This window comes from Porphyromonas sp. C0026D3 (assembly GCF_056590775.1).
The window spans coordinates 89571-111036 of sequence record NZ_JBWPWU010000001.1 but is presented as its reverse complement, the minus strand read 5'-3'; the positions used below and the strand labels follow the sequence as shown (position 1 = coordinate 111036).

General features: G+C 49.9%; 17 protein-coding genes, 2 tRNA genes and 1 pseudogene. 8 read left to right on the top strand and 12 right to left on the bottom strand.

Annotated elements, in window-relative coordinates; all coding sequences use genetic code 11:
• Positions 1-3: 3 nt before the first annotated feature.
• From rho to ribH, 3 genes are all read right to left on the bottom strand, one after another.
• Positions 4-1863, bottom strand: a complete 1860-nt coding sequence (rho, locus tag AC1EK1_RS00470) for a transcription termination factor Rho (RefSeq protein ID WP_480305086.1) — start codon at positions 1861-1863, stop codon at positions 4-6.
• 340 nt (positions 1864-2203) lie between these two features.
• Positions 2204-2286: transfer RNA gene (locus tag AC1EK1_RS00465), tRNA-Tyr, on the bottom strand.
• A 494-nt stretch (positions 2287-2780) separates the two neighbouring features.
• The gene (ribH, locus tag AC1EK1_RS00460) at positions 2781-3263 is read right to left on the bottom strand and encodes a 6,7-dimethyl-8-ribityllumazine synthase (RefSeq protein WP_480305085.1); all 483 of its coding nucleotides are present in this window, start codon (positions 3261-3263) and stop codon (positions 2781-2783) included.
• Between the two features lie 220 nt (positions 3264-3483).
• Here ribH and AC1EK1_RS00455 point away from each other — a divergent pair, with 220 nt between their 5' ends.
• Positions 3484-3969: an Hsp20/alpha crystallin family protein gene (locus AC1EK1_RS00455; RefSeq protein ID WP_480305084.1), complete on the top strand. Its 486-nt coding sequence runs from the start codon at positions 3484-3486 to the stop codon at positions 3967-3969.
• Positions 3970-4072: 103 nt separating this feature from the next.
• Here the strand turns inward: AC1EK1_RS00455 and AC1EK1_RS00450 are convergent, their stop codons facing one another.
• From AC1EK1_RS00450 to AC1EK1_RS00440, 3 genes are all read right to left on the bottom strand, one after another.
• Positions 4073-6013: a RecQ family ATP-dependent DNA helicase gene (locus AC1EK1_RS00450; protein WP_480305083.1), complete on the bottom strand. Its 1941-nt coding sequence runs from the start codon at positions 6011-6013 to the stop codon at positions 4073-4075.
• On the bottom strand, positions 6010-7746 hold the full coding sequence (gene recJ, locus AC1EK1_RS00445) for a single-stranded-DNA-specific exonuclease RecJ (RefSeq protein WP_480305082.1): 1737 nt from the start codon (positions 7744-7746) through the stop codon (positions 6010-6012). Before recJ ends, AC1EK1_RS00450 begins: the two co-directional genes overlap by 4 nt.
• Before the next feature lie 500 nt (positions 7747-8246).
• Positions 8247-8320: transfer RNA gene (locus AC1EK1_RS00440), tRNA-Ile, on the bottom strand.
• Positions 8321-8625: 305 nt separating this feature from the next.
• Here AC1EK1_RS00440 and AC1EK1_RS00435 point away from each other — a divergent pair.
• The 7 genes and pseudogenes from AC1EK1_RS00435 to AC1EK1_RS00405 all read left to right on the top strand — a co-directional run bounded on the left by AC1EK1_RS00435 (position 8626) and on the right by AC1EK1_RS00405 (position 13495).
• Entirely contained in the window at positions 8626-9171 is a 546-nt protein-coding gene (locus tag AC1EK1_RS00435; protein ID WP_480305081.1) for a pyruvoyl-dependent arginine decarboxylase, read from the top strand.
• 13 nt (positions 9172-9184) lie between these two features.
• Positions 9185-9409: pseudogene (locus AC1EK1_RS00430) on the top strand (NAD(P)-binding domain-containing protein); the annotation flags it as partial.
• 132 nt (positions 9410-9541) lie between these two features.
• Positions 9542-9982 carry a DUF2520 domain-containing protein gene (locus AC1EK1_RS00425; protein WP_480305273.1) on the top strand — a complete coding sequence of 147 codons (441 nt, stop codon included), beginning with the start codon at positions 9542-9544 and terminating at the stop codon, positions 9980-9982.
• On the top strand, positions 9966-10490 hold the full coding sequence (locus tag AC1EK1_RS00420) for a KdsC family phosphatase (RefSeq protein ID WP_480305080.1): 525 nt from the start codon (positions 9966-9968) through the stop codon (positions 10488-10490). The genes AC1EK1_RS00425 and AC1EK1_RS00420 overlap by 17 nt, the downstream gene beginning before the upstream one ends.
• Positions 10484-11095 carry a Maf family protein gene (locus AC1EK1_RS00415; RefSeq protein ID WP_480305078.1) on the top strand — a complete coding sequence of 204 codons (612 nt, stop codon included), beginning with the start codon at positions 10484-10486 and terminating at the stop codon, positions 11093-11095. Before AC1EK1_RS00420 ends, AC1EK1_RS00415 begins: the two co-directional genes overlap by 7 nt.
• A gap of 234 nt (positions 11096-11329) precedes the next feature.
• The gene (locus AC1EK1_RS00410) at positions 11330-11605 is read left to right on the top strand and encodes an HU family DNA-binding protein (RefSeq protein ID WP_480305076.1); all 276 of its coding nucleotides are present in this window, start codon (positions 11330-11332) and stop codon (positions 11603-11605) included.
• A 273-nt stretch (positions 11606-11878) separates the two neighbouring features.
• Positions 11879-13495 carry a fumarate hydratase gene (locus AC1EK1_RS00405; protein ID WP_480305075.1) on the top strand — a complete coding sequence of 539 codons (1617 nt, stop codon included), beginning with the start codon at positions 11879-11881 and terminating at the stop codon, positions 13493-13495.
• Positions 13496-13709: 214 nt separating this feature from the next.
• Here the strand turns inward: AC1EK1_RS00405 and AC1EK1_RS00400 are convergent, their stop codons facing one another.
• From AC1EK1_RS00400 to AC1EK1_RS00375, 6 genes are all read right to left on the bottom strand, one after another.
• On the bottom strand, positions 13710-14123 hold the full coding sequence (locus AC1EK1_RS00400) for a DUF2752 domain-containing protein (protein WP_480305074.1): 414 nt from the start codon (positions 14121-14123) through the stop codon (positions 13710-13712).
• Positions 14124-14194: 71 nt separating this feature from the next.
• On the bottom strand, positions 14195-14665 hold the full coding sequence (locus tag AC1EK1_RS00395; protein WP_480305073.1) for a CD225/dispanin family protein: 471 nt from the start codon (positions 14663-14665) through the stop codon (positions 14195-14197).
• A 564-nt stretch (positions 14666-15229) separates the two neighbouring features.
• The gene (locus tag AC1EK1_RS00390; protein WP_480305072.1) at positions 15230-16486 is read right to left on the bottom strand and encodes a hypothetical protein; all 1257 of its coding nucleotides are present in this window, start codon (positions 16484-16486) and stop codon (positions 15230-15232) included.
• Positions 16487-16488: 2 nt separating this feature from the next.
• A complete protein-coding gene (locus tag AC1EK1_RS00385; RefSeq protein WP_480305071.1) occupies positions 16489-16701 on the bottom strand; it encodes a hypothetical protein in 213 nt (70 codons plus the stop codon).
• 26 nt (positions 16702-16727) lie between these two features.
• Positions 16728-18134, bottom strand: a complete 1407-nt coding sequence (locus tag AC1EK1_RS00380) for a RagB/SusD family nutrient uptake outer membrane protein (protein ID WP_480305070.1) — start codon at positions 18132-18134, stop codon at positions 16728-16730.
• Positions 18131-21466, bottom strand: a complete 3336-nt coding sequence (locus AC1EK1_RS00375) for a SusC/RagA family TonB-linked outer membrane protein (protein WP_480305069.1) — start codon at positions 21464-21466, stop codon at positions 18131-18133. Before AC1EK1_RS00375 ends, AC1EK1_RS00380 begins: the two co-directional genes overlap by 4 nt.

Below are 21466 nucleotides of genomic sequence, written 5' to 3'. Positions count from 1 at the left end.
TGTTTAGCTGTTCATGGATGCCAAAAACTCGACATTGTCGACCGTGTTGCGCATGTTTTTGAGGATAAGCTCCATTGCTTCCACAGAGGTCATTTCGGCCATTTGTCTGCGGAGTACCCACATGCGGTTGAGTACCTCTTTGTCTTGAAGGAGGTCGTCTCGGCGTGTGCTTGATGCCATGAGGTCGATGGCCGGGTAGATGCGTTTGTTGGAGAGCTTGCGATCGAGCTGCAACTCCATATTGCCTGTCCCCTTGAATTCCTCAAAGATGACATCATCCATCTTGGAGCCTGTCTCCAAGAGTGCGGTGGCCAGTATGGTGAGGCTACCTCCATCCTCGATGTTTCGGGCGGCACCAAAGAAACGCTTGGGCTTTTGGAGTGCGTTGGCATCGACACCACCGGATAGGACTTTGCCCGATGCCGGCTGGACGGTGTTGTAGGCACGTGCCAAGCGTGTGATAGAGTCCAGTAGGATGACTACATCGTGTCCACACTCCACTAGGCGTTTGGCTTTTTGGAGGACGATATCTGCGATTTTGACGTGTTGCTCGGCCGGCTCGTCGAAGGTGGAGGCGATGACTTCGGCATCAACGTTTCGAGACATATCGGTCACCTCCTCCGGTCGCTCATCGATCAGTAGGATGATCATGTATACCTCGGGGTGGTTGTAGGCAATAGCGTTGGCTATATCCTTGAGGAGCATGGTCTTACCGGTTTTCGGCTGGGCGACGATCAGTCCTCTTTGTCCCTTTCCGATGGGGGAGAAAAGGTCCACGATGCGGACTGCGGTCTTGTCAAAAACCTTGGTGCTACCGGGGCACTCAAGCTTGAACTTCTCGGTCGGAAACAGTGGGGTGAGGTGGTCAAAGGAGACTCTGTCTCTCACCTGTTGGGGGTCGCATCCATTGAGCTTGACAAGTCGTTTCATTGGGAAAAACTTGTCCCGATCTTTGGGGAGCGCAATGATGGCTTCGAGGACATCTCCGGTTTTTAGCCCGTAGCTACGGATCTGGTTTTGTGAGACGTACACGTCGTCCGGTGATGCGAGGTAATTGTAGTCACTGGAGCGGATGAACCCATACCCATCGGGTAGAATCTCGAGTACACCGGTACACTTTAGCTTGTCTCCAAAGTCGTAGAGTGGCTGTTGTTGCTTGCGTTGTTGTTGTTGCTGTTGCTGCTGCTGTTGTTGCTGTGGGTGTTGTGCGTGTTGTTGCTTTCCTCGTGGGTGCTCCTGTTGTTTGGGCTCCTGTTTTTGCGCTTTGGGTTCTTCCGGCTTCTCCTCTGCTTTGTTTTTCTTGGAGGAGATCATGCCCATCATGTCCGTGAGTACGGTGTTGTTGGCATTTTTGTTGACGAATACTTGTTGTTGCTTTTCTTCGTTGCCCTTTTCTTGGCTTGTCACCGGAGCTTCTTCGTGAGCCGGTCCGTCAGGGGTGTTGTCCGGCTGGATTTTTTGGATGGAGGGCTTTGTCTTTTTCTCTTTCTCTTGGCTCTCCTCTGCTTTGGCATTTTTTCTGGGACGCCCTCTTTTCTTTTTCGTTTCGGGTTGGGGCTCTGTGTTGTCCTCTGCTGTTGTTTCTGCTTTTTGCTTGCGGGGCTTTTGTGCCGTTGCTTTTTTTGCCGGTTTTTTATCCTCTTTGTTGGAGGCTTTGTCTCCTCTGTCCTCTTCTTTTTCGTCTGAGTTTTTGGTTGGCTTGAATTTTTGAGACAAGAGCACTGCTTGCTTGTCGAGGATGGCATAGACGGCATCTTTTTGGTCCATCTTTGCGGTGCCGCTTATTTGCAGTTCATCGGCCACTTTCGTCAGCTCTTCGTGAGTCATGTCGTTGAGCTCCGATATAGTGTAAGTTTTTGCCATATATTTTTTGATGGATGTTGGTGGTTGAATGTTTTTCTAAATTGACTTGATGGGAGATCCGGATGGGTGTAGCTCTAGTCCCGATGTCGCTTTCCCGTTGCCCTTTTGGGCGAGGAGACCGCCTCTCGTTTGAGGTGTTGGAGGCTGTCTGGATTGTGAGTGGAGTGTTTGCTTGCACGAAAAAAAGAGCCTGGCGACCGTTGATGGCTCGGGTGCAAAGAGTGTGTTGCTGGGTGTGTTGAGCTTGATTTTTTCTCGAAGTGATTTGGCAAGGGGGAGACAAATGCCACGGCCAAGCATCCTAGAATCTTCAGATCGGGTGCGGTATTTACTAAATGGGTGGGCAGTGATGGATTCGAACCACCGTAGGCGAAAGCCAGCTGAGTTACAGTCAGCCCCATTTGTCCACTCTGGTAACTGCCCTTGGTATTGGCACCCGTTGTGATTGCCTTGTGTAGATTTGCCTCTTTCCCCCGTGTTGGTGACGCAAAGTTAGTGAAAACAATCAATACTGACAAATCCGAAGTGTCTCCTCAGTTCGGCAGATTGTGGTTCGAGCCGGGGAGCTCGTGATGGACTTCTTTTTTCCTCTTGGAGAAAAAGCCGGCAGGGTTGGAGAAAAAGTTGCTTATCTCCAGGGAAAAGATAAAATCACAATGTGATTTCTTCAAATCACACTGTGACGCGAATAAATCACTATGTGATTTGAACAAATCACATAGTGATTTCAAGTTTTTCGGCCGGGAAAAATAGTTTGGAAGTACATAGGGAGGATTTTTTTAACCCTGTTCTTTGGGTTTCGGTTGCTGATGTCGGGTGATATATCCAACGGCAAAGGGTGAGAAATCGTAAGAAATCTCACCCTTTGTCTTTTTGCCTCTGTCGGGGCTTGCGGTATCCGGAGGTGTGCGCTCTAATTACTCAGAGAGGGCCATTAGCTTGAGTGCGGTGATGGCTGCTTCTACGCCTTTGTTGCCGTGCTTGCCTCCTGATCTGTCTGTCGCCTGCTCCATGGTGTCTGTTGTCAGCACTCCAAAAACCACGGGGACTTTTCCTTCTCTGTTTAGGGCACCGAGGTTGACTGATACGGCCTGGGATATGTAGTCGAAGTGTGGGGTCTCTCCACGTACGATGCACCCTAGCGCAATGATGCAGTCGGGCTTGGTGGCGAGGTCGTGGATCAATCGTGCGCAACCATAGATGAGCTCAAAGCTACCGGATACTCGGTAGGTCGTGAGGTCTTCGGGGGCTACGTCGTACTTGAGTAGGGTGTCGTAGGCTCCTTGCAGGAGTGGCTCGGTGATGGAGGAGTTCCATTCACTGACGACTAGTGCCACTCGTTTGTTTTTGCCTGAGGGTACGTGTTGTGGATCGTATATGCTGAGGTTTGTTGTTGCCATGTTGTAGGGTCTGAATAAATAGGGGGCTTATTTGTCCTGTCACGGGTGCCAAAGTTAGCAAAGATTTCGGACAATACGTCTCCCCCTGCTGTCTGATGTGTCTGTGCCGGCAATTGTGTCCGATGGGTCTTCTTTTGGCAACCGTATTGCATTTCTATGGGTGAACGGCGTTAGCCGATAAGTGGAAATACAAAAGTAAAACGATAAGAACATACAGATTATGAGACAGCGTAACACATTTTCAGACTTTTTGGATTCATTCTTTAGTAATGAGTACTATCCTTACCTTAGCAACACAGCTCACACCGTGTCGGGCTCCAAGCCGGCGATGAATGTGCTGGAGACGGATGATGCGTACCGTATTGAGCTGGCTACTCCCGGACTATGCAAGGAAGATATCACCATCAAGCTGGATGAGGATGAAAACTTGGTCATCGCTTTTGACAAGAGAGAGGAGAAGGAGGATACCCCTGAGCCTGAGTCGAAGGTGGAGAGTAAGGAGGTGGTGTCTGCTCACAAGCCGGTTGTCCGGTATCTCCGTCGGGAAATCTTTCACCAAAACTTTGTCCAAAAGCTTGGGTTGCCTGAGGATGCCAATCGGGAGAAAATATCGGCATCTATGGAGAATGGTCTGCTCCTTGTCGAGATTCCGAAGATCAAAGAGGAGGAGCGCGCAAAGCTGGAGCGCAGTATTGATATAAGGTAAGCCACCGACACGGTGTGGCTATCACTCAACGGGGTGGTGTCCTATAGGCGTGAGCGTATGGGGCGCCACCCTTTTTTTGTGCTGTTTTTGGAGGAGGGGAAGGTTAGTCCTGTGTGGGTGTTGCTTCGTAGACGACTGAGCCACTGCCGGGGTCGATGTGTATGGGGTGGTACTCATCGCAGAGGATGTGGAGGGCCTGGGTGAGCTCCTGTGTGGTGAGGGCGGGGAAGTGCTCGCTGAGGGCTTGGATGGTTGTGGTGCCACAGGTCTTTACCATGTCTTCTATGGAGTCGACGATCCTGTACGTGAGGCCTTTTGGCGGGTGAGACAGGCAGAGATCGCAGTATCCGCAGGGTAGTGGAGCTTTTTGGCCAAAGTACTCCATCAAGACTTTGGCTCTGCAGTCGTTGTCTTGGTCGATGTACTCCATCATCTTGTCCAAGCGTTTTTTGTCTCGCTTGATCTTGTCATCGTATGCGCTTTTGGGGATGACTACCTGTTGTGGGGAGGTGCGATCTTCGAGCATTCGGATGAAGTTGGAGCGTTTGCCGGGTCGGTAGTCGATGATGTGCCAGCGATTGAGGTTTTTGAGCAGGGAGTACAGTTGCTCGGGGCTTAGTCTGAGTCGTTTGCTGATTTGGTACTCGTCGATGGTGGCGTACTCGGTGAAGACGCCTGTGTACTCTCGGAGAATGACTTCGACTACGTCATCGTAGATCTGTTCGGCATCCGAAAACATGTAGTACAGCTCGTTGCGACCGACAGTGAAGCGAAGGGCGCTTGCTTTTTGATGATCCTCAAGGTACTCCATGTAGCCGGATAGGTAGAGGATACTGAGTGCCGCCTTGACTGTCTGCACTTGGTGTCTAAAGACGTGGGCAAAGTCGTATATGTCGAACTCGAAGTACCGGCCAACTCCGGTGCCGGCTGCAATCTCAAAGTAGTTGCAGAGGTCTTGGTAGATCTGCTTGATCGTCTCAATGGGTGGATACTGTCGGTCGATGAGCTTGTAGAGGATTTCATCATCGTCCGGGGCATACAGTAGCACGGCATAGGCGCGTCGGTTGTCTCGCCCGGCCCGGCCTGCCTCTTGGTAATAACTCTCCGGTGCGATGGGCGGGTAGGGGTGGAGTACAAGGCGGACATCCGGCTTGTTGATACCCATCCCAAATGCGGTCGTGCAGACCATTATTCTCGTGAGGTTGTTTTGCCAGTCTTGTTGCCGTTGTTTTTTTTCTTTTGGGGTGAGTCCGGCGTGGTAATAGGTAGCGCTGAAGCCAAAGTTTTGTAGCATTTCGGCGATCTTGACACTCTGCTTGCGTGTCCGAACGTATAGGAGGGCACTCCCCTGTACGCTGGATAGAATGTGATGAATGGTGCGAGGCTTGTCGGCTGTGCGACGAACGACGTAGGAGAGCTCACGTCGGTAGAAGTTTTTGCGAAAGATCCGGTGTCCTTCTCTGAATTTTAGGGAGCGCTGTATGTCGCCAACCACCTCCGGAGTGGCTGTCGCGGTCAGGGCGAGTATCGGTGTCTCCGGTAGGTGCCGACGTATGTCGGCTATACTCAGGTAGTCGGGCCTAAAGTCGTAGCCCCACTGGCTGATACAGTGGCATTCGTCGACGACTATCATGGAGATGTCCAGTGCTGAGAGTCGCTGTAGGAAAAAATCACTCCGGAGTCGTTCCGGTGAGACGTACAGTAGCTTGTAGTCTCCATACACGGCTGTGTCGAGAGCATTGGTCATCTGGGCGCGTGTCATCCCGGAGTGTAGAGCGGTGCCACGTATCCTGACTTTGCTCAAATCCTCAACCTGGTCCATCATCAATGCGACAAGCGGGGAGATGACAAGGGCAATCCCCTCGAGCATGAGTGCCGGCACCTGAAATGTGATGGACTTTCCTCCCCCTGTGGGCATCAGAGCCAGTGTGTCGCGTCCCTCTAGGATCGAGGCAATGATCTCCTCTTGCATCGGCCTGAACCTCGTGTAGCCCCAGTGCTCCTGCAGGACTTCTAGCGCTGATTGGTCTGTGCAGCGTCTCATTGCTCCTTTTTGTGGATGTGTATGTCCTTGATGTTGAGTTGTGTGCTTCGGGTGCGTGCTTTGCTTACCTCATCTATGGTATATAGGATGTCAAAGGTCACCTCTTCTTCGCTGAGGAGTGGCAAAAGCTCGGCTTGCTCATAGGCTATGGCTTCGAATATGGGTAGCTTGTTGGGCATGCTTAGGACGAGCCTGAGGTGTGACTGCCTGAACCCTGTGACGCGGGGTGGAGTCACGCAGGTAACGTTTTGTGTGAAAAAGATGGGCTTTTCGTTGCCGGGGCCAAAGGGCTCCAACCAACGGAGTTGTTTGCGTAGCTGAGGGGTAATCTCTTTGAGCTCGATTGCGGCATCAACATTGTACTTTGGTCGCAGTGATCCGGCGGTGATTGATTGATCGGCCAGTTCGTTGGCTCTTTGGATGAACTTGTGGAGGTTTTTCTTTTTTATCGTCAGCCCGGCCGCATGTGTGTGCCCGCCAAAGCTCTCAAAAAGATCGGCGCACTGCTCGATTAAGGAGTAGACGTCAAAGTTTTCGATACTTCTTGCGGAGCCTGAGACTTGATTTTGCTGGGTGTCGGACAGCACGATCGCCGGACGATTGTAGCGCTCCGATAGTCGGGAGGCCACGATTCCGATCACCCCATTGTGCCATGAGGGGTCGTACACGATGATGATCTTGCGATCTTCCATGTCTGTGAAGCTCTCTACGATCTCGTTGGCCTCTCTGGTGATAGAGTGGTCTAGCTCGCGCCGTTGGTTGTTGTATTCATCTATATGGTGGCTGAGTGCTCGTGCGTCTTTGAGGGATCTTGAGAGCAGTAGGTCTACGGACTCCCGTCCACTCTGGATGCGTCCCGAGGCGTTGAGGCGTGGCCCGATCTTGAAAATAATGTCTTGGGTGTCCAAGTGTCGGTTTTTGAGCCCACTGATGTCAATGATCCCCTTGAGTCCCGGAGATGGATTCTGGTTGAGTTTTCGGAGACCATAGTGTGCCAATACCCTGTTTTCCCCTGTCACCGGGACAAAGTCGGCGGCGATGCTTACGGCTACAAGGTCCAAAAGGTCCATGAGCGAACGGATATTGATCCCATTGCTCATGGCAAAAGCCTGCATGAACTTGAACCCCACTCCGCAGCCACATAGGTAGCGAAAAGGGTAGGTGGAGTCGGGTAGCTTGGGGTTGAGGTTGGCGATGGTATTGGGGAGCTTGTCTCCCGGCTTGTGGTGGTCGCAAACAATCAGGTCCACGCCCTTGGTGGCGGCATACTCCACTACATCATACGACTTGATCCCGGTGTCAAGTGCGATCAGGAGGGAGTAGCCCTCATCTTCGGCAAAGTCTACCCCCATCTTGGATATTCCACTTCCCTCTTCGTTTCGGTCCGGGATGTAGTACCCAATGTTTCGAGTGAACAGTCGCAAGTACTTGTACACAAGCGTCACGGCTGTCGTACCGTCCACATCGTAGTCCCCATAGACCAATATCCCCTCTTTGTTGCCAATTGCATGGTTGAGACGCTTCACCGCCTTGTCCATATCGTTCATCAAAAATGGGTCATGCAACTGATTGAGGGACGGACGCAAAAATTGATCGACTGCCTCTGCTGTGCAGATGCCACGCTGATAGAGGATCTCACCGATTATTGGCAATAAGTTTGCTTGCTCTGCCAGCTCGTGAGACTTTGCGCGATCGTCTTCGCTTAGTGTATTGGTATGCCAGTCGTGGCTCATAATGGGGTGCTGTATTAAAGTGTTGTCGCTGACCTGTCCCCCTTCGTTCCCCACAAATATACCTTTATGTTGTGAGAAATCGCACCTTTGCAGGCCGACTGACTAGGTTGGGGCGAACTGATGAGGTCCGACAGGCTCGTTCGGACCTTTCTTCAGTGTCTTGCGATGCTTATCCACCGTGAGACTACGGTTTCTCTCCGTTGAAACTACAGTTTCTTCCCGTTGAAACTACAGTCTCACTGGATAGGACCTGGATTTTGTCCATGTGCTGAGCCCAGTAGGTGCTGACTTATTACGAGACGCTTTAGGGTGCGGTTGCGGGGCGTCTCCGGCTTGATCTAGGAACGGCGGTATTGTTTTTGCATCGGTTTGCTCTGATTATTTGCTCGCAAATGTGATGCAAATAGGAGCTGAATGATCCCCCGTACTACCAAAACAGATTGTTTTGGCCAAAAGAAAAAGGTGCTAAAGTGCTTGTATCTACACTTTAACACCTCTTGTGGTCCGGCTTGGGCTTGAACCAAGGACTCCCTGATTATGAGTCAGGTGCTCTAACCAACTGAGCTACAGGACCGTTTGCGGATCGTTTGAGGCTTTTGGAGCCTTGGCGTTCCCACTTGTGAGTGCAAAGTTACAAAAAAAAGTCGGACAAACAAGCGGAAAGGTCAGACCATTTCGGACTTGTGCGTTGGCTCAAGAGTGCATGTTTGTTTTCGTGGCGACTGCCTTGGCGGATCGTTGGTTAGGTGTCTTGATCAGAGGTCGGGGAAGAAGATGGGGTAATTTGGTATCTTTGTGTCAGAGGGAGGTGCGAATGAGGTGCTTGTAGATTGCACCAAGTTGGTTGTTTTGTAAAAGCTAATTAAGGATGTAAATATTATGAGTAAACTAGTCGGTAATCTGATTCCTAATACATTTTTTATCACCAAAGGCAGCGGGGAGTCGGACTTGGAGCTTCATGCAGGGTCGTATCATATGGCTCTCTATGATGCCGGTATTTCAGACTTCAATATCATGGTCTATTCATCGGTTTTGCCAGCGACTGCAAGGTTGGTGACGATGGATGAGATCGATTTGCCACCTTTTGGCTCTGAGCTGAAGACTATTATGGCTGTCTCGCATGGTACGCAGGATGAGTTTGTCTCTGCCGGTGTCGTGTATGCGTGGATGTACAAGGATGAGAATTTTGACGAAAAGATTGGTGGACTGGTTTGTGAGGTGAGTGGCCGCTACCGTATTGAGGAGTTGGAGGCTCGTCTGCAACGGGTGATAACTGATCTTCACGAAAAGACCTATTCGCAGTATTATCTTGGTGAGCTCAATTTTGTTACTGAGGGTATCACTATTGAGAAACGGTACGGAACGGCTTTGGCCGGCCTTTGCTTTATGGACTTTGTCCTCCCAGAGGTCAAGGAGGCCGAGTGACCGGGGCTGAAGAATGATGTCCGTGCAGTCCTACATGACGTTTGCTGTCGTTGGCAGTGGTAATGTGGCGTCTCACTTGGCTACCGCCCTATGTCGGTCAGGAGCAGAGTGTGTGGCTGTTTTTAGCAGGACCTTGGACCATGCTGAGTTGCTCTCTACGAGACTTGGCACAGTCGCCACCTCTGATTTGCTTGAGTTCTTTGGACTGGTTGCGAGTGTGGATGTTGTTTTCCTTGCTGTTGCGGACAATGCCATACCGCTGGTCGTTGAGTCGGTGCCTTCGGACTTTTCTCCGGTCGTCTTGAGTACTTCGGGAAGTACGCCAATCTCTGTGCTGGGTAGTATCCCGCATCATGGAGTCTTGTATCCTATGCAGACTTTTTCCAAGGGGCGCGAGGTCGTGATGGCCGAAGTGCCTTTTTTTGTCGAGTATGGTGATGAGCATGTCGCCAAAGTGGTGCAAGAGGTTGCAAGGCGTCTTGGGACGAAGAGTGTCTCTGAACTGTCGAGTGAAAATCGCATGCGTATGCATATGTCGGCTGTTTTTGGCTGTAATTTCGTAAACCATATGTATGCTTTGGCAGAGAAGTGCCTGGAGGGGACAGGTGTGCCTTTTTCGGCTCTTGCACCATTGCTCGAAGAGACACTTCGAAAGGCACTTGGAGACTCACCGGTTCGTGTCCAGACGGGGCCTGCTGTCCGAAATGATACGCAGACTCTGGAGCGACACATGCAGTTGTTGGAAAATCAACCGCAGTTGCGCCGGCTGTATAAAATTCTATCCGATTCTATTTATGAGCAAAGTAGCTAAGGACCTATCCGGTATACGAGCAGTCCTTTTTGACGTTGATGGGGTGCTCTCTCATCAGACGATAGCCATTGATCCTCAAGGGGAGCCGATCCGTACCACCAATGTGCGGGATGGCTATGCGATAGCCAATGCCAAAAAGCAAGGACTCACTCTGGGTATTATCACCGGAGGTAGAGGCGAGAGGACCAAGCACCGTTATGCCTCACTGGGGATAGAGTATATCTATATGTGGGCGAATATCAAGCTTCCTTATCTGCATGAGTTTTGTGAGGAGACTGGGATTGCTCTAGAGGAGATTGTCTATTGTGGAGATGATATCCCGGATATTCCGGTAATGGAGGTGGTAGGAGTCGCTGTTGCCCCTGCTGATGCCGCTCCGGAGGTGAAGGCCATTGCCGACTATATTTGTTCGGCCGAGGGCGGTGATGGTGTTGCTCGGGAAATCCTTGAGGAGGTACTCAAGGCAAAAGGGCTTTGGATGACCGATGACAAGTCTTTTGGATGGTAGCACCAATCACTAAATGCCTCAATGGCACTCGTGTAGTCCTTGGATCCCAGTCCCCAAGAAGAGTTGAACTGATCCATAAGCTAGGACTCGACTATGTCGTTTTACCCTCATGCGTGGATGAGGGACATACAGATGGGTTGGCACCGAATGAGGTGCCTTTGGTATTGGCTGAGCGAAAGGCCAAGGCTCTTCTTGAACAAATCAATAAAGATGACCTGCTGATCACTGCAGATACAGTTGTCGCATTGGGAGACGAGGTCTTGGAGAAGCCACATACTTTGCAGGAAGCAAAGCTTTTCCTCCGACGACTCTCCGGACAGTGGCACTCTGTGCATACTGCTTTCGTTCTGCATTATCGTGGACTATGCTATCACGAGGTGGTCACTACAGATGTCCGTATGGCTCCTTTGTCGGAGGACGAGATCGACTATTATGTGTCGGAGTATCTGGTTATGGACAAGGCCGGTGGCTACGGGATACAGGATTGGATAGGTCATGCCGCAGTATTGGAGATACGGGGATGCTATAATAATGTGGTGGGATTACCTACAGCACATCTTTACCAAGCCCTAAAAGAAATACTGCTCCGCTCCCAAGGGGACTAGCTCTATAGAGCCTTTGATGATGAATTTTTGGTAAAATAAGTGTTAAAAGGCCTACCTGCGGGATTATTTAAGCGATTTTCATGAGTTTTCTTCTTGAAACGCTTGTAGAATCAATAAAATGGTTTATATTTGAGGTGCAGTTCATTGTCATGCGTTGATTTGCAACCGCTTGACGGACAGGTTTACATCGATCATAGTTTTTACTTATATTAATTCACTAAACAACCATAGATTATGAATAAGACTGAATTCGCAGCGGCTGTTGCCGAGAAAACCGGTTTTACCAAGGTTGATGCCAAACAAGCGGTTGATGCCTTTGTAGATGTGATCACCGAGACCTTGAAGAAAGGTGAGGAGGTGCGTTTGCTAGGCTTTGGCACATTCTCTGTATCAGAGCGTGCTGCTCGCATGGCTACTGACCCTCGTAACCCAGGCAAAAAGATCAAGGTTGCGGCCCACAAGGTGGTTAAGTTCAAACCAGGTGCCGCTCTCAATCTTCGTAAAAAATAAATAATATTGCGCCGTTCTCTTCTCCTGTGTCGCTACACGGTGACGGGGGTAAGGAGAGAGGCGTGGGTTGTTTTGATCAGCTTCCACATAGCTGTCGTGCCACGTGTCGTGGTGGAATGCGAGGAAATGTGGAACCTTATCGTGAGACAACAAAAAAGTATGGGCCCGGAGGTTTAGACTTCTAGGGCCATCTTTTTTGTATTCCATCTTCCGAAGAAATGGAGTCATCCCTACTCACTATGCACAGCAGACTAAAATAGAACAAAAACACTTATGACTAAAAAAACTTTTGAGTACCAACCTATGTTCCCGGTGAAGCCGGATCATACAGAGTACTACTTACTCACCAAGGACTATGTTCACACCACTGAGTTTGAGGGCAAGAAAATAGTCAAGGTAGACTACGAGGGGCTTCGCCTGCTAGCTAGGCAGGCATTTCATGATGTCTCTTTTTTCCTGCGTACCGAGCATCAAAAGAAACTGGTCGATATCCTCAATGACCCCGAGGCCAGTGACAACGACAAGTATGTTGCTCTGACTTTTTTGCGAAATGCCGAAGTCAGTGCCAAGGGTAAGTTGCCGTTTTGCCAGGATACGGGTACTGCGATAGTCTTGGGCTATAAGGGACAACAAGTGTGGACCGACTTTGATGACTATGAAGCTATTTCAAATGGTGTTTTTGATACCTACCAGGAGGATAATCTACGGTATTCGCAGAACGCACCGCTCACAATGTATGATGAGGTCAATACCGGTACGAATCTTCCGGCTCAGATAGACCTATTTCATGAACAAGGGGATGAGTACCACTTCTTGTGTATGGCAAAAGGGGGTGGCTCCGCCAACAAGACGTTCTTCTCTCCTCAGACCAAAACACTCCTGAATCCTGATTCCCTTCTTCCTTATCTCGTAGATAAGATTCGCCATCTCGGGACAGCGGCATGTCCTCCCTACCACATTGGGGTGGTGATTGGCGGTACCTCGCCTGAGCAGAACCTCAAGGTCATGAAATTGGCCACTGCGCGGTATTATGATGGCTTGCCCGACTGTGGCAATGAGCTGGGGCATGCTTTCAGGGACAAGGACTTGGAGCAAGCTCTACTCGAGGAGACTCGAAAGTTTGGCCTAGGCGCACAGTTTGGAGGTAAGTATTTTGCGCATGATGTACGGGTTATTCGCTTGCCTCGTCATGGGGCCTCTGTATTTGTCAGCTTGGGCGTAAGTTGCTCTGCCGACCGTAATATCAAGGCAAAGATCAATAGTGAGGGTATTTGGCTCGAAAAACTAGAGACCCATCCTGCTCGCCTGATTCCGGAGCAATACCGTGAGGGTCTGGAGGGCAAGACGGTAAAGGTTGATCTTGATCGTCCTATGAGTGAGATCCTCAAGCAGCTAGACCAGTATCCGGTATCCACTCGTTTGTCTCTCAGCGGTACCATCATTGTTGGTCGTGATATTGCACATGCCCGTCTGAAAGCGTTGCTGGATTCCGGTAAAGATCTACCTGATTACATCAAGGATCACCCCATCTATTATGCAGGTCCGGCCAAAACCCCAAAAGGGATGCCCTCAGGCTCCTTTGGCCCGACCACGGCAAGTCGTATGGACCCCTATGTGGACCTCTTTCAGAGCCATGGTGGTAGCATGATCATGATAGCCAAGGGTAATAGAGGTGATATCGTGACGGAGTCATGCAAGAAGCACGGTGGTTTTTACCTAGGAAGTATAGGTGGACCGGCCGCCATCCTGGCCCAAAACTCCATCAAGGAGGTAGAGTTGCTGGAGTACCCTGAGCTTGGTATGGAGGCAATTTGGAAAATCCGTGTGGAGGACTTCCCGGCCTTTATCTTGGTGGATAATAAGGGTAATGACTTTTTCAAGCAACTCTGAAACAAGAGGACACTTCTCTCCCCTAAACGGTGTGCAGAATAGGTCCCGTGACACCATGGAGAGTAGGTGATCTTCAGATTGGAAAATACGGATACGGTGCGACTCTGACTGAGTTGCACCGTATCTTTTTGTTCTCAACCTTGTTGTCCCTGAAAACTAGTGTCCGAGCAGTCTTTTCGCATACATAGCCCCCCATTATGGCTATCTTGCTTGATTATGCGTGGAGAGGGATATTGGGTATGTTGCGAAGGATTGTGTAAAGGACAATCAGAGCTAGGAGGCTTAGGATTACCCGCTTGCTATTGAGCCGATTTCTCCACTTGAGTAGCGTTGGTGAGAGGTGATAGGTATGGCCTAGCGCGAATAGTGCGAGGATGTAGGGAATGGACAAGACCATCAGGGGGTTCGCATTCATGGCTTTGCCGAACTGTAGATTGAGTAGATAGTGTATAGCACGCTGGGAGCCACATCCGGGGCATTGCAACCCGGTGACTGTAAAAAACGGGCACTTTGGGAAAAGGATGAAGTCTTGGGGATTAAATGTCTTATAGATGATAATGAGTACAATGAAGATGAACCCTAAGCTTGCAAGTCGTACTGTCTTGAAGTGTCTTGTATTTGTTCGCATTCGTCTTGAATTTCACTGATTTATGGATTGTGAAAATATCAATGGTCAATCAGTGGATCTATTTGTGTGGATTAGACCAAAACTAATGCCAGCATAAGAATGAAATAACAGCACCACACTCCAATTGCCACAAAAAAGCTGATTATTGTCCACCTTTTTGCATCGGCTGAGGCTTGTTCGGCAGCACTATAGTTGCCCTTGTCGTAGAGGGATTCTACTCGGGTGGCATTTACTATACCGACAATACCGAAGGGCAAACAGCAAAACAGTGTGGCGAGGATCGACTCTACCAACCATGTCTTGGGTGGGTAGGTGGGGCCGGTGACGTTTTGGCTGTCACCGGTGGATGCAGAGTGTGGGGCTTGTGGAGGAGTAGGTGGGATTACCTCTTTTAGGTCCGCTACGTACTGAGCTTGCTGCCATTGCGCCATCCCTTCTGCCCATACGAGTACCTCCTTTGTGATTCCTACTCCCTTGAGCTCGTCGAGGGTTAGTGGCCCTTGTTGTTCACCATTTTTGATGTAGTAATATTTCTTTTCCATTTTGGCCTTTATGTATTTGTATTATCGGTATATGAATTTTTTCAATGCTCCTCAGGACAAAGTCACCTAGTTGCTCCACGCATGAGATATGCCGGTCAAAACAGTCTTTTTGATACTTGTTCTCAGAGTCGTTTTAACCAGTGTTATATAAGTGGTTTTGCAAATGTAACAGCTATTCTTGGTAAACACAATACTAGGCATAGGAATCCATTTTTAGTGACCTCCTAGAGGACAAACAAGGAGATTAATAAAATGCCCCACTTTTTAGACCTTAATTCCGGCTCTATTTTGGTGCTTTGCAAATAACAGAGATTCAGCGGATTGCAAAGCCCCCCTTTTTTCACGGATAGAAGCGATCTGTTTCACGGATAGAAGCAAAACCCTTCACGGCTGGAAGCATTCGGACGGGTGGAAACGAATGGTTTGGCCGTAGAAGAATGAAAGTTGTTGATCCTGATGCTTTTACCTCTCTTGGCTTATTTTTTTTGAGTAAAAGTGAGCAGGACGGATCCAATCCCATCGGTGGGTTGTCCGTCCTGCTTATTTTGTCCGGTGGTGTGAGTATTACTCTTCCACGAAGGTATATTTTGCCGGGTAGTCAGCTAATGGGTACTTTGCAGAGTTGCCATCTTTCATTGTATTGTAGGCTTCGGTAAAGTACTCCTTTGGTATCATGTCGTAAACATACAGGGTAAGGGTCCTTTTTCCGTCCGCTTGCTTCCCTACTTGGAGCCCGACAACTCCCGGTCTGATGGTCCTGAAGTTGGGCGAAATGTTTTCGTTGATTCCGTTGATGGTGAATTCCACAAGGTGGTCTCCATTGCCCTCCTGAGTGATGAATTCTCTGCTAAATACGGCAGTGGTCGTACTCTGTGTAAAGTAGTGCTTGAGGCTGCTTTTGAGCTCAAAAAGGAAGTTGTAGGTCGTATCGTTGACTTTTTGGACCTTGAGGAAGTCTCCGTCCTCTCCATTGATGGGCGGGTACTTAGCGTCTTCCATCCAAGAAAAATCATCTAGGTTGAAGCTCTTGTACTTCCAGGTACCGGATGCATCTTGAGGTTCTATGGTCACGATGCATTTGCTGTCTAGTTCGTCGATAGCTATTCCGGCTCGGGGAATAATCTTGAGGCAGATTTTGTTGTGGTTGGGGTCGTATTTGAGGCGATCAAGTAGCAGAGTTGTGCTCCTGTTTCTTTTTTTGACGATGGGATTGTCTGTCGTACGGATCTTGAAGTGTTCGCCCTCTATAGCAGTGCTTTGCTCGGGGTCTACTTTTACTTGGATCTCAAGGTCGCTTGTGGCTCGGAACCAGCCTCCTTTGATGTCTTTCAGCTGTATCGGTATGAACCCGGTACGGTTCATGGTTGCTCGTCTTTCTCCAAATACGGCGATTGGGCTTCCTCCAAATACGATTGTCAGGTAGTTGATGAGTCCTTCTCGATAGCCATTGGGTACTTCTGTGATGGAGAGCAGCATATCGGTGTTGCTCTTTTGGTGGCTGTTGTTGGTGATCCGGATTGTTGCGCTTGTTTTGTCCTGTGAGAATGTGAGGACTTCCGGTGTGGCGATGTACTCATCGTTGCCCAATGGTCCGTTCAGCTCGTATCTGACCTTTACTTCTGATTTTGGAGCGACTTGTAGCTTGACGGGGATTTCGAGGGCATCTCCTACCTTGGAGATGGTGTATGAGATTTGATCTCCAGCAAAGTTTACCTGCGGACGAGGATCTATATGGTTGCGGTCGATCTTTTGACAGCTACCACATAGGATGCAGATTAGAGTGGAGATCAAGAGTAGGTTGTCGGTTTTCATAGGCGTCATGGTTACTTGGTGTTTTCGTCGTATTCCCTCTTGATTTGGTTGACGATCTCGGCCTCTTGGTCGGTCAATGCCGGTGGATTGGGCAACTTGATGCTTACGTTGTTGGAGCTTTCGATTGCAGGAGGTAGCTCATTGACACGTATGCAAGCCGTGACTCCCAGTGCAATGATTAGAGTCAGTATGATGAGTTGGGCGTTTTCTTTTATCTTTTTCATGGTCGGTGTCTTGTGTCCTATAGGTTTTAGGCTTTGGGCATACCTATGGTGTATTCGGCATACCCTTCGTTTTGGATAAGGGTTGGCTGATGGATGATGTCCTCAGGGGGAATCGGGAAGCAGTACATGAACTTTTTTGTGGTGTACTTGGCACCGTTGTAGGCTTTCCAAAACTCGGGACTGCCGTTTCGTTTTAGCTCAAAGAAGCGATCTCCTTCCATAAAGAACTCTTTGTGTCGCTCCGCCAGTATAGCGCGAATAAGCGGGGTGAGAGGCTTGCCTGTCGCATCTTCTGTGATGAGCTCGTCACTCCAGCTGTCGGGGAGGTTTTGCATGGTCAGGGGTTGTACTCCGGTGAGGCGCGCCGCTCTCAGTGCATTGAGCATCTTGAGAGCTTGCTCGTTTTGCCCCAAGTGGTAGTGGGCTTCGGTCGCCATCAGGTGCACCTCGGCTATTCTAAAGCCTGGGAAAACGCTTTTTTTCGCGATTCGTTTTTTATCTACAGATAGCTTGTATCGTATGTCCTTGTCGCGATCTGCTGATGGAAAAAGATTGACGAACCGAACGGATACCGGTATCTTTTTGAGTTCCTCAAATCGCTCCGTCTCCTGTGAGGACGTGGACATTTGTAGGACTTTGATGAGGACATTGCCTTTTTGGGATACTGAGCTAAGCATCTCCTTGTAGGCATCGCCCGACAAAAGCGAGTATTTGTCCAGTAGTGGTTGCGCAGTGGTGAGGACCTTGTCCCACTGTTCGGTCCAAAAGTAGAGTCGCACTAGGATACCACGTGTCACGTCTTCGGTAAAGAGAAAGTCTGCATTGTCGACATGATAGGTGAGCGCTTTGGTGAGGTCTTGCTCAATACTTTGTGCTACTGCTTGGACTGTGGTGCGAGGTGGACGAGCTTCCATATCAAACTCTTTGATCAGGGGTACTCCGGGTTGCTCCTCACCTGCCTTGAATGCCGGACTGTAGAGCCTCAGAAGCTGTAGGTAGGCAAGGCCACGCATCGTATATGCAGTGCCGAAGGCATTTCTGGAGAGATCGGTCCCATCGTTCGGCATGCCGGCGAGTACAATGTTGCAGTCTCGTATGATCTCGTAGAGTTGTTTGAAGTAGGTCGTGGTGTTGCCCCCTTGTTGGGAGAATCCCACCCACTGGTTGAGACCTACTGTGTTGCCTTTCGTCAGGGCAGACTCAAAGTCATCGGCGAATAGATCCCAGCTGAGTGTCTGAGAGGCACTGAAGATGAGCGGTTGGTTGTCTCCTTTGTCGATTTTGTTGAGACGTGTGTGCAGTATTGCCATGTGCTCCTCGACAGTCGTGGGGATTGTGAGGTCATAGGGCTTCACGTCTAGATACTTTTTGCATGAGGTTAGTCCGAGAAGGAGTATACCTAGTATTGTGAGTGTTTTTTTTGAGGTCATCATAGGCTGAGTGATAGTCCGAGGGTAAAGGTCCTAGGGATGGGATAGACGGCTCCCGGTGTCTCGGGGTCGATCCCGGGATAGTTGGTGATGATCAGGAGGTTATTTGCCTGCATGGTTGCGGATAGACTCTGAAGTCCGATCCGCTTCACCCACGGTTGGTCAAAGGTGTAGGTGGCGTAGAGGCTTCCTAGTTTTAGGTAGCTCAGGGCTTCGAGCCGAGAGGCTTTAGTGATACTCCTTGCGGTGACCATGTACTGGTCTAGCCCCATATAGGGTCCGTAGCGGTCTATGATCCTGGGGTTGCCATCAACGATTGGGTTTTCGGGGGTCCATCGGTATGCCGAGGACTTTTGGGTATTGAGGTGGTAGCTGTAGAGGTCGTTGACATAGTGTGGAATTGACTCCTTGGCTCCACTGCCCCTGCTGACGTCTTCGTAGCTGACCGGGGGGACTACTTCGTTGACCATATATCCTCCAGCAGAGAATGTCCCGCCAAGACCTGCGGTGAACTTTTTGTACGACACACTGAGGGAGTAGCCTCCGTTGAGGGGCTGTGAGTAGGTACCGATGTAGTATCGGTAGTTGTTGGCGTCTCTTCGGCCTCGTGGGGTATCCACATCAGCTCCCGGGCGTATCCGGTAGGTATATAGTCCAAGTGTGGGGTCGATGCCAATTACTTTTCCCGAAAAAATGGATCCGAGGGGATATCCCACAAAGTTTTCGGAAGTGTAGTTGGGGTTGGGGTCATCAAAGGCGGTCAGCTTGTTGTAGTTGATCCCCATGTTGGTGCTGGCATGAATACGCCAATCGTCATCTTGGTAGGGGGTGCCACTGATGGTGACTTCGATTCCTCGATTGATGATTGCCGAGGTATTGTAGTTCTGTGTCCCATACCCTGTGGTGGAGACTACAGCTACGGACGATACAGCGTCTGTGGTGTATCGGTCGTAGGCCTCAATGGATACCTGTAGTCGGCTTGAAAAAAGACCTAGGTCCATCCCGACTTTTGCATCTCTAGTCTTTTCCCACCTGAGTTTGGGGTTGGGGGGTGTCGCTATTTGCCCCATGCGGTAGGAGCCGTGTGTTGTGGTCCTCAATGTCGGCAGGTAGCGCATGACTAGCTGTGGGTGTACACTCCTATTGACCCTACCGGTGTACCCTCCAGCGAGCCGTATGGTGAGCTGAGAAAGGTAGGGCTGTAGCCTTTTCATGAAAGCTTCCTCATCGGCATTCCAAGCAAGCCCGATCGATCCGGTAGGATTGAATTGCTCTTTGCTACCAAAGTTGTTGGACCCATCTGTGCGTGCAGTCAGACTGACTACATACCGGCCACGATAGGAGTAGTCGGCTGATAGGTAAAAGGAGGCAAAGGTGTTTTCCAATCTTGATTGCCCCGATAGAGCATCCATGATGGTGGCCATCTTTTTTAGGTCAGCCTCCTTGTCCGCTCCTGCATCGAGTAGGAGGGGAGTGGATGAGTTGCCGGTTTTTGGGTCGTAGCCGTATCGCTTTTCGTAAATGCTTTTGGCGTACTGCGAACGGATCTCTGCACCGATGAGTGAACTCAGGACGTGGTGATGGTTGAAGGTCTGAAAGTAGTTGACCTGACCACGCAACATATAGCTCAGACTGCTGGAGGCACGCTGAGTGATCGACCCATACATCCGTTTGCTGGCGTTGTTTTTTTCGTTTTCAAATGGGCGGTCCTCAAACGCTGCTTGTGTCTCTTCGCCAAGGATATTGTCCGACATGGTGTTGGAATAACCGATGGCGACAATCCCATTGAACGAAAGATGGTCCGTGATGTTGTAGTTGAGATTTCCTCTGATGTTGCCACGTAGATCTTTTGACTCCGAGCTGCTTTTCTCCATTTCTCGGAATATGTTGAATCCATTGGGGCTGATTGATTTGTAGGACTTGTAGTCGTTGTTGCCCGAAAGGGAGTTCCAGGTTGCATCCGGCCGGTACTCCCCATTGTCCATATATGGGCGTTCGTACGGATTTGCAAAATAGGCGTATCGGAATGGATCTGTTTGCCCTCCGTAGCTGTGGGCATTGCTGTGCGAAAGGTCGGAGGAGAGTGAGAGCTTTAGCTTGTCTGTTGGCGTGTTATCCAGTTTGAGGCTAAAGGTGATTGACTCTGCATCGGTCCTTTTTACCAGTCCGTTGTTTTTGTTGTAGCTGAGAGAGGAGTAGTACTTGTTTTTGGCACTTCCTCCGCTGATGGATACATAGTGGGTGTGCGAGAGGGAGGACCTGAATAGTTCTCTAAACCAATCCGTGGAGGGGCCGTTGCCAATCTCCTCTATTGCCTTCTCCCTCTGCTCAGGTGTCATGTGTTGGTATTCACCCAGTCCTTTTCGGATCGCTCCTACCACACCTATGGCCGGGAAGTATGGGTGCTGAGACTCGATCAGTGGCTTTGAAAACTCATCCCAAAGTTCTTTCTCAAAGTTGATTTTTTCTCTTGCGGTCATCAGGTTGGCATCTCTGGGAGGAGCGGCCGTGAGCGTAAGGTTGGAGGAGTAGTTGAGCCGGATGCGGCCTTCGCTACCCCGCTTTGTTGTTACCACGATCACACCACCGGCGGCTTGTGAGCCATATATGGCTGTGGCGGATGCATCCTTGAGAATGGATATACTTTCGATATCCCCAGGTGGAATGCTCCCTAGTCCGTTCATGAAAATGTCGCTAAAGTCTCCCGCCTTTAGCTGAGGCTTGTTTGGAGTATTGGGTATGGCATTTTGCATAGGCACACCATCGATCACCCACAGGGGCTCGGTGTTTCCGGTGATTGAGTTGGTGCCACGTATCTTTATTGATCCTGTCTCTCCGGGTTTGCCACTAATCGCCTTGACATCCACTCCGGCTACCTGACCTTTTAGCAATAGGTCTACCGATGCCGTGGGTGGCTGAAACTTGATGTCCTCAGCTTTGATGACCGAGACGGATCCGGTAGTTCTTTTTTTCGTGGTTGTCGCATATCCGGTCGAGACCACTTCGCCAAGTATTTCGGCATTTTCTCGCATCACAATATCTCGTGCAATGTCCTCTGTCACGGTCATCGTGATGGTTTTCATCCCGGTGAAGCTGATGGTCACCTTGCTTCCTTTTGCCACCGTGATTGTGGCATGCCCGTCAAGATCTGTAATAGCTCCTTTCGTAGCTCCTACAACCTTTACGACAGCGCCGGTCAGTGGTGTTCCGGTGTTGTCTAGGATCCGGAGCCGAAGCGTGTGCTGTGCCACTTGTGCCAGCACTTCGGGAACCATAGCCCCATCAATGACCGGAGCCACCAAGAGCACGCTGAGCAATAAAATCAGTCTTTTCAT